Origin of the sequence: Calidithermus roseus, from assembly GCF_003574095.1 — a bacterium.
Classification (GTDB): Bacteria; Deinococcota; Deinococci; order Deinococcales; family Thermaceae; genus Calidithermus; species Calidithermus roseus.
The window spans coordinates 25,877-32,534 of the sequence record NZ_QWLA01000040.1 but is presented as its reverse complement, the minus strand read 5'-3'; the positions used below and the strand labels follow the sequence as shown (position 1 = coordinate 32,534).

The 6,658-nt window shown below is 67.7% G+C and carries 15 protein-coding genes; all 15 read right to left on the bottom strand.

What is annotated here, in order from left to right:
- Positions 1–128 (bottom strand): helix-turn-helix transcriptional regulator (locus tag Mrose_RS19810; RefSeq protein WP_119278167.1); only part of this gene is annotated, 128 nt, incomplete at its 3' end.
- A gap of 106 nt (positions 129–234) precedes the next feature.
- On the bottom strand, positions 235–759 hold the full coding sequence (locus Mrose_RS10910; RefSeq protein ID WP_119278165.1) for a Rad52/Rad22 family DNA repair protein: 525 nt from the start codon (positions 757–759) through the stop codon (positions 235–237).
- Between the two features lie 55 nt (positions 760–814).
- Positions 815–1,084 (bottom strand): SWIM zinc finger family protein, encoded by a 270-nt coding sequence (locus Mrose_RS10905; protein WP_119278163.1) that lies wholly within the window; start codon positions 1,082–1,084, stop codon positions 815–817.
- Between the two features lie 58 nt (positions 1,085–1,142).
- Positions 1,143–1,346 carry a hypothetical protein gene (locus Mrose_RS10900; protein ID WP_119278161.1) on the bottom strand — a complete coding sequence of 68 codons (204 nt, stop codon included), beginning with the start codon at positions 1,344–1,346 and terminating at the stop codon, positions 1,143–1,145.
- An 81-nt stretch (positions 1,347–1,427) separates the two neighbouring features.
- Positions 1,428–1,583 carry a hypothetical protein gene (locus tag Mrose_RS18880; RefSeq protein ID WP_182482770.1) on the bottom strand — a complete coding sequence of 52 codons (156 nt, stop codon included), beginning with the start codon at positions 1,581–1,583 and terminating at the stop codon, positions 1,428–1,430.
- 48 nt (positions 1,584–1,631) lie between these two features.
- Positions 1,632–1,916, bottom strand: coding sequence for a hypothetical protein (locus Mrose_RS10895; RefSeq protein WP_119278160.1), 285 nt, complete (start codon positions 1,914–1,916; stop codon positions 1,632–1,634).
- A complete protein-coding gene (locus Mrose_RS10890) occupies positions 1,892–2,419 on the bottom strand; it encodes a hypothetical protein (protein WP_027891135.1) in 528 nt (175 codons plus the stop codon). The genes Mrose_RS10895 and Mrose_RS10890 overlap by 25 nt, the downstream gene beginning before the upstream one ends.
- Positions 2,420–2,506: 87 nt before the next feature.
- On the bottom strand, positions 2,507–2,803 hold the full coding sequence (locus Mrose_RS10885; RefSeq protein WP_119278158.1) for a hypothetical protein: 297 nt from the start codon (positions 2,801–2,803) through the stop codon (positions 2,507–2,509).
- Positions 2,804–2,938: 135 nt separating this feature from the next.
- Entirely contained in the window at positions 2,939–3,571 is a 633-nt protein-coding gene (locus Mrose_RS10880; protein ID WP_182482769.1) for a hypothetical protein, read from the bottom strand.
- 75 nt (positions 3,572–3,646) lie between these two features.
- On the bottom strand, positions 3,647–3,907 hold the full coding sequence (locus Mrose_RS10875; protein ID WP_119278156.1) for a hypothetical protein: 261 nt from the start codon (positions 3,905–3,907) through the stop codon (positions 3,647–3,649).
- A 55-nt stretch (positions 3,908–3,962) separates the two neighbouring features.
- Positions 3,963–4,487 carry a DUF6839 family protein gene (locus tag Mrose_RS10870; RefSeq protein ID WP_119278154.1) on the bottom strand — a complete coding sequence of 175 codons (525 nt, stop codon included), beginning with the start codon at positions 4,485–4,487 and terminating at the stop codon, positions 3,963–3,965.
- Between the two features lie 53 nt (positions 4,488–4,540).
- Positions 4,541–5,395 carry an ArdC-like ssDNA-binding domain-containing protein gene (locus tag Mrose_RS10865; RefSeq protein ID WP_220452314.1) on the bottom strand — a complete coding sequence of 285 codons (855 nt, stop codon included), beginning with the start codon at positions 5,393–5,395 and terminating at the stop codon, positions 4,541–4,543.
- 62 nt (positions 5,396–5,457) lie between these two features.
- Positions 5,458–5,808, bottom strand: a complete 351-nt coding sequence (locus tag Mrose_RS10860; RefSeq protein WP_182482771.1) for a DUF5615 family PIN-like protein — start codon at positions 5,806–5,808, stop codon at positions 5,458–5,460.
- A gap of 8 nt (positions 5,809–5,816) precedes the next feature.
- Complete coding sequence (locus Mrose_RS10855) at positions 5,817–6,035, bottom strand: DUF433 domain-containing protein (RefSeq protein WP_119278150.1); 219 nt, start codon at positions 6,033–6,035, stop codon at positions 5,817–5,819.
- Positions 6,036–6,052: 17 nt separating this feature from the next.
- Positions 6,053–6,655, bottom strand: coding sequence for a zinc metallopeptidase (locus tag Mrose_RS10850; RefSeq protein ID WP_182482768.1), 603 nt, complete (start codon positions 6,653–6,655; stop codon positions 6,053–6,055).
- Positions 6,656–6,658: the final 3 nt, after the last annotated feature.

Genomic DNA, 6,658 nt, shown 5'->3' with positions numbered 1-6,658 from the left:
ATAGATGGCATGCGCTCACCCTTCTCCCAGACCGCGATGGTCTGCCGGGTCACCCCGACCTTGTTACCCAGATCGGTTTGACTTAGACCCCGCTGTTCGCGGAGTGGCTGAATGTAGCCGACGTTCACCGACCTGCTCACCCCTTTTCAAAGGGTACGATGGATGTTAATTTATGTCAACAATTTCACTCAACAAACAGACCATAAATGTTAACCGCAGGTGCCTGAAGGATGATTATCCCCCCTTCCGCACACTCTCCCCATCCGCGGTGAGCCGGATGACCTCGGGCAGGGGCTTGCCTTCGGCTACCGCTTTGGGGAGCCCCTTGAGCCGCTCCAGCACCTTCCAGGGGATGTACTTGTGCTCTCCCTCCACAATCACCCTGGGGTAGGTGTAAAGCTCCCGCCCGATCCCCCAGGCGGTGGCCGCCCGCTTCAGCGCCCCCGAGATGCCGCCTTTGAAGGGCTCCATGTCGCTGGCCCCGCTCCCGTCCTGCTTCTCCACCCACTCCCCGGTCTCGGGGTTCCGGATGGCGATGCTGGCGATGACCCCGTGCTCGTTGCCCACCTGGGCCGGGGTGTAGCGCACGCTCCAGCCGAAGGCCCCAAAGGCCCGGTCAAGGCGGGTCATGACGGCCCTCGCGTCGATGTAGGGGGCGATGGTGGTGCTCCCGTTCTTGGCCGCGATGACCTTCCACTCGATCTCCTCCGCGCTGAGCGGTGCGCTCAGGACACTGATCGGATTGTTGCTGATATTCATAACCTTTTCCTCCTTTCACTCGAAGAAGTGGGGCGGCTCCTGCCGCCCCTTGGCCCTAGGCCCTGGTCTCTACCGCCTCCCGGTCTTTACGCTTCTCGGCCCGCTCGAGCAGCACCGCCGCCAGGAGGTGCTTGCAGGTGTTCCCCTTGGCGTGGTCGGGGCAGGTGCAGGACTCGCGCTCCAGGTCCGCCAGGTAGTGCTCGCTCCCCCGCACCACGTACACCTGGGGCAGGCCCTCCACCCTGTGCACCCGTCCCTCCAGCAGGATTGCCTCGGCTCGCTCGAGGCGGCTCAGGAAACCCTCGATCCTTTGCAGTTTGCTCATGGTTGTGGTTTCCTCCAGCGCACAAAGAAGCGGGGCGGCCTCTGCCGCCCCCTGGCTCCTATCTGCCGTGTTCGTCCTGGTTTTCGTACTCCTCGAGGAACTGCCGGGTTAGCTCGACCTCCCTCCCCTCGGCCCGTTCGATGGAAAGGGCCTCCTCGATCTCCAGCAGGCGGGCCTCGAGCCGGGCCTTTTCTCCCGCGAGGCTTAAGGCTTCCCTCCCGAACCCGCTTTCCTTTGCTACCTCAAACCGCGCCCGCGCCACCTCGGCCCGGGCCCTGGCCCAGATCAGGCGCTCCTCGGCAACCTCCAGTGCCCGGTACTCCTCGGCCAGGGTGGTGCGGGCCTAGGCCTCCCGCTCCTCGGCGTTCTTCCCGCTTATCGCTCCTGAGAGCAGAGCGGTAGCGCGCGCGAGCTCCAGGGCCTCCCTGGCACGGTTGCGCGCGACCTGGGCCAGGGCCAGTCCCTCCAGACAGGTTTCCAGCTCGTCGATCTCTTCCACGCCTCCCTCACTTCAGCGCCAAAGCTCCCGTTCTCTGCAAGGCTCGCTTCAGCGACCGCCACGCAGCCGCTCCATGATCTCCTGCTCCCTGGGGGTGAGCGGCAGGTCATCCAGGGGCTTCAGGCGGGGCCGGGGATTGGGCTTGGGTCGAGGGGCGAGGGAGGCCTTGGGGTCTGCCGCAGGGAGTTTCAGGGCCGCCTCGAGCACCCTCTGACGGACCCGGATGCCCCTCGAGGCCAGCAGCAGCCGGGCCTGGGCCACGGTCAGGTTGGCATCACCGAATAGCCGGGCCAGGCAGTCCCGCAAAGCTATGGGGTCGTCGATACGCCGCATGAGACCTCCTCTAGGCCGTAGAAGGCCCGCATCGCCTTTCGCTCCTCTCGGGCCCAGGGGACCTTCCGCCACCCGGCGGCTTCCTCCTCCGGGAGGAGCCGGGCACAGCGCTCCCAGGGGGCATCCTCGCCCCGCTCCGCCGCGCCCCACCAATCCTCTCCCGTCTTCCAGACCTCGACGCTCCCGTCTCGCCGCACCCGGTAGACCCACTCGATGTCCGCGTACCATTCCCGGCTGAGGCCGTAGCCGGTGGTCTCGGGGTGGCGGTAGCGCTCTCCCAGGGTCGGGTGGGCTTTCATCGCCTGGCGATGGCGCTCCTCGGCCAGGCCGAAGGCCATCACCAGCCGGGCCAGCAGGTACTCGGGGTCCCAGCCCCGCCGCTTGAGGAAAGCCTCCACGCAGGGCTCGAGAACCGGCAGGACCCCTGCGGGGTAGCCGTCGCAGTGCTTGTACAGCTTGATGGCCTCGAGGTCTTCTATCACGATCTGCGCTCTCGTGCTCATATGCCTCCTTTGGAAAGAGAAAAGGGGCTTGCGCCCCCTGGTTCTTGCCCCCGTCCCCAATCCGGGGTATCCGGGGGGGCAAGATAACTACTGCCCTTTCAGCTCCTTTCCTATCTCCCAGCGACCCCCGCACTCCGGGCAGAACTCGAGCCATTCGCTGGGGCGGGCGCTGAAGCCGCACTCCTCGCAGCGCCAGCGCACTCCGGCGGCGCGTTCGCGCTCGACACGGATGGCACAGCGCAACTCGAATAGGGCGTCGTCGAGCCGCCTGCGCTCGTCGGGGTCGCGGCTTTGACGGAGCCTGGTCCGGATGCGCTCACGCTCGGCCTGTAAACGCTGAAGCCTGGTGGGGACTGGGGAAAGGTAAACAGGAAGCTGCACCATGCCTTCTCCTTTCGCCCTCGAGAGTGGGGTGGGGCTTCTGCCCCACCCCCTGGCACTATCGGAATACTGGGCTACCTCTCAAGCGCTGAACCCCGATACCCGCTGGGCCGACTCCAGCCGATTCCTTCCTGCGGCTCAGAGGTAGAAGACCCCTTCCACTCCGGGGAGGGGGCTGGCCAGCCCCCTCCGCACCGCTTCCCCCACCTGGAAGGGCGGGTTGAAGGGGATTTTCTTCTCTTCGGCCAACCAGTGCAGGTAGTTGAGGTAGACCCCCTCCTTCTCGGCCTCCACCAGGAAACGCCGCCCCTGCCGGTCCCTCACCTCCACCAGCTCGCGCTCCAGCACGAAGAAGGGGTCCACCGGGTAGCCGAGCTCCTTCTCCACCAGCCCCACCGCCGCCTGCCAGTCCAGCAGCCCGCCGTCGGAGGTCACGCGCACCGCTTCCCCGGCGTGCCAGCGCAGGAGGGTGAGGGCGACCTGGACTGCCCGGTCGTAGGGGCGGCGCTCGGTCTTGCAGAAGGCGAAGAGCCCTTGCTTGGTTTGGTCGTAGTCCTCCAGGCGGGCGCTGAGGACAAAGCTCTCGTAGTCCTCCGGCTCGGGGCCGTTGAAGACGAGTTCCTTCGGGCCGATTTTGGCTTTTCCTTGCCCCAGCGATCCCGCTAGGGGGGGGAGGTGGGGCAGGAGCCGCTGGAAGTCGGCGGCGATGGCGGGCAGTCGGGTTTTCAGCAGCGCGAGGTCTTGTACGTACCAGTAGTGGGTGTAGCCCATGTTCTTCTCCTTGCCGAAAGAGGGGGCGGGACACCGCCCCCAGGTTGGAGGCAGGTTTTGCTAGGGTGCCGGGGTTCAGGCGCTGAAGCCTGAGACCCACTGGGCCGACTCCAGTCGCTTCCACTGCTCGGGGGTGAACTCGTACCGGTGGGACAGCCGGTAGTAGCTGCCCTCGGGGATGAGGGCCCAGCGGGGAAGCCAGACCGCCCCGGCGGGCGTGCCCAGGCAGATGGTCTTCGCGCTCTCCCGCAGCACCTTGCAGTGGGCCATCCGGCTCACCACGCAGCCGTGGGCCACCGCGCCACCAAGTTGGACGCTGATCTCTATCTCTCGCATATACACCTCGGAAGAAGAAAGGGGGAGGCTTCCGCCTCCCCCTGGTGCTCCTCTGCTACCACTCCGCGGGCAGCTCTGGCCCCCCGAAGTCCTCCCACTCTTTGGTCTCGAGCCAGTCCGGGTCGTCAAGGCTCGCTTCAGCGGCCGCCACGGGGCGGTCCTCCCCCTGCCTCGGGAGGAGTGGCACCACCGGGTCCTCGAGCAGGGGCGGGCTGAAGCGGCAGCCCCACACCTCGAGGAGCTCACCGTTCTCGGCCCACACCAGGAGGTGGGGCCACTCGGGGAGTTCCCCCAGCAACCCCAGGTCTTCGAGGACCGCCCTGCGGTCCTGAGAATCGCTCAAGAGCATGTAGCGCTCGTCCTGCAAATCCACCACCCGCATGCTTGCCTCCTCCCACGGCCCCAGGATCTCCAGGTCCCGCTCTGGGTCGCAGTACCAGGCCTTTCCCCCCTGCTCGAAGGCCCAGCTCCCCTCCTCGCACTCCGAGGGGTGGGGGATGGGCCAGGCTTTCCCGTGGCTTCCCGGTCGCGGGCCGAGGGGAGCACTCCCACCCCTCCAGCGGGCTCTGTAGACCTTCATGGCTTCCTCCTTGCACGGGAAGGGGGGCGGCTCCCGCCGCCCCCGGGTTCTCTCTATGCCGCCACCCCCCGAGCCTTCTGTGCTCGCTCGAGGGCCCCGAGGCAGCTTCCCTCCGGGACGGGCTGACGCCCGTACGCCTCGAGGATCCTCCGCGCGGCCCCCGCGATGCGCTCGAGGGAGGTTTCCAGCCCCTCCACCGTGCCCCGCCAGTGGAGGATGTAGTCGCGGCTGCCCTCCATCGAGAGCCCGAGGTGCCGCCCCACCGCGTAGGCCACCGCCTCGGCCTCGAGCTCCTTCACCGTCACCGGCGGTTCCACTCCCCCGTAGTGCAGCAGGACGTGCGCCCACTCGTGGAGGAGCACCGCCGCCCTGTCACCGGCGCTCAGGTCGGCGGCCAGGATGATCCCCCTGCCGTCGGTCTGCCCGTGCACCCCGCCCCTCAGCAGCCCCTCCCGCACCGGCACCGGGCAGGCGGCCCGCAACCGGGCGTAGAGGGCGGGCCCTTCCGGGGAGTTCTCCGCGCTCGGGGCCAGGGGTTTGCCTTCGGTTTGCGAGACGTCGAAGACGTAGGCGGTGTGGAAGCCCACCAGCTTTTTCTCTTCCCGCACCGTCCCGTCTTCTTCTTCCACCTCCACCCGCTTCAGGCTGGGGGCCAGGATGGCGATCCCCCGCTCGCCCTTCCTGACCCGTCGCCCTAGCTCGTTCCAGCGCTTGATCCCCGCCACCAGCGTGGCCGAGGGGCGCTGCTGGAGGATCAGGGCCACGTTGCGGGCGCTGTACTGGTGGAAGCGGCCCATCGCCTCCAGGAAGTCCAGGAAGCCCCGGGTATGCCCCTCCTCGAGCTCGGCGGCCAGTTGCTTCAACCAGGTCTCGATGCTCTGCATGAGCGTATCGACCTTCGTGGACATAACGACCTCCTCGCCCAAAGAAGAGGGGGCGGCAGGAGCCGCCCCCTGGTTCTATCTGCGCTTCAAAAGGGTAGCTGTCGCACCCTGACCCGCCGGTCCTCGATCACCACCATGGCCCCGGCCTCGAGTTCTCCTTCCAGGCCGCGCAGGATTTGCAGAAGCCGTGGCCCCACGCTCTGGGGCCGCAGGTCGCTCGTGCGCAGCAGCACCACGCTGGGGCGGTGGCTCTTCGCCAGGGCCAGCAGAGTGCCCATGTCCTGGTCGTGGGTCAGCAGCACATACCCGCCTTCTGCTGCGGCCTCCAGGAGCACCTCGTCCCTGGCTGTCAGCGCCCCGAGTGCCGACCAGTGCACGGCCTCCACCCCGTGGTCCTGAAAAAACCCCACCCACTTCGGGGTGAGGTTGACGTCGATCAGCAGCCTCAGACCGCCACCTCCCGCTCGTCAGCGAGGTAGGCCGCGTACCCCAGCGCGGCGTCGATGTCCTCCCGCTCGAGGTAGGGGTAGTCCCGCAGGATCTCCTCCGGGGTCTGATGGCGCAGCAGCGTGAGGATGGTCCCCACCGTGATCCGCATCCCCCGCACGCAGGGCCTGCCCCCCATAACCTGGGGATCGAAGGTGATCCGCTCACGCCAGTCCATAGCTCCATCCTACACGCCTAGGCCGCCACCGCCTGCCAGCCCAGCAGGGCCAGGGCCACGATGGGCACCAGCCAGTAGCTGTCCCCATACCCCTCGAGCATCCGCCTCGCCCCCTCGATCTCTGCCTCCCCAACCCCTTCCTCTCTGAGGATGAGGATGGCCTCTCGGCTGGCCTCCCGCTCCTCAGGGATCACCAGGAGCCCCGCCCCATAGGCCAGGGCCAGCACCCCGATGGCCGCCGGGTTGAGCAGGAAGGCCAGGGTCAGGCCGCTGCCGAAGAGCATCCAGCGCACCACCATCACCCGGCTCGCCAGCCAGGCCGTGCGCTCCCCCCGCGCCAGGCGCAAGGCGTGGGCCGCCTCGTGCGCGGCCAGGGCAACGTCCCGCACGGTGCGGCCCTCCATGACCCCCCGCCGCAAGAAAACCGTGCCGTAGAGGGGAGAGAAGCCATCGCTCCGCCCTGCCCGCACCGGAATCCCCCGCTTGCGTACCAGATAGCCCCCGGAGAAGGGAAGCTCTACCCCGGCCTCCCGCTCGAGGGCCTTCCGCCGGTGGGTGTGGTGAGCCAGCAGCCCGAGGGCCAGCCCGGCCCAGAGGTAGAAGAGCATCTGTGCGTCCATACC

Coding starts and splice junctions, on each gene's coding strand:
- Mrose_RS10910 (WP_119278165.1), bottom strand. CDS start 759: ATGAATATCAGCAACAATCCGATCAGTGTCCTGAGCGCACCGCTCAGC.
- Mrose_RS10905 (WP_119278163.1), bottom strand. CDS start 1,084: ATGAGCAAACTGCAAAGGATCGAGGGTTTCCTGAGCCGCCTCGAGCGA.
- Mrose_RS10895 (WP_119278160.1), bottom strand. CDS start 1,916: ATGCGGCGTATCGACGACCCCATAGCTTTGCGGGACTGCCTGGCCCGG.
- Mrose_RS10890 (WP_027891135.1), bottom strand. CDS start 2,419: ATGAGCACGAGAGCGCAGATCGTGATAGAAGACCTCGAGGCCATCAAG.
- Mrose_RS10885 (WP_119278158.1), bottom strand. CDS start 2,803: ATGGTGCAGCTTCCTGTTTACCTTTCCCCAGTCCCCACCAGGCTTCAG.
- Mrose_RS10880 (WP_182482769.1), bottom strand. CDS start 3,571: ATGGGCTACACCCACTACTGGTACGTACAAGACCTCGCGCTGCTGAAA.
- Mrose_RS10875 (WP_119278156.1), bottom strand. CDS start 3,907: ATGCGAGAGATAGAGATCAGCGTCCAACTTGGTGGCGCGGTGGCCCAC.
- Mrose_RS10870 (WP_119278154.1), bottom strand. CDS start 4,487: ATGAAGGTCTACAGAGCCCGCTGGAGGGGTGGGAGTGCTCCCCTCGGC.
- Mrose_RS10865 (WP_220452314.1), bottom strand. CDS start 5,395: ATGTCCACGAAGGTCGATACGCTCATGCAGAGCATCGAGACCTGGTTG.
- Mrose_RS10855 (WP_119278150.1), bottom strand. CDS start 6,035: ATGGACTGGCGTGAGCGGATCACCTTCGATCCCCAGGTTATGGGGGGC.
- Mrose_RS10850 (WP_182482768.1), bottom strand. CDS start 6,655: ATGGACGCACAGATGCTCTTCTACCTCTGGGCCGGGCTGGCCCTCGGG.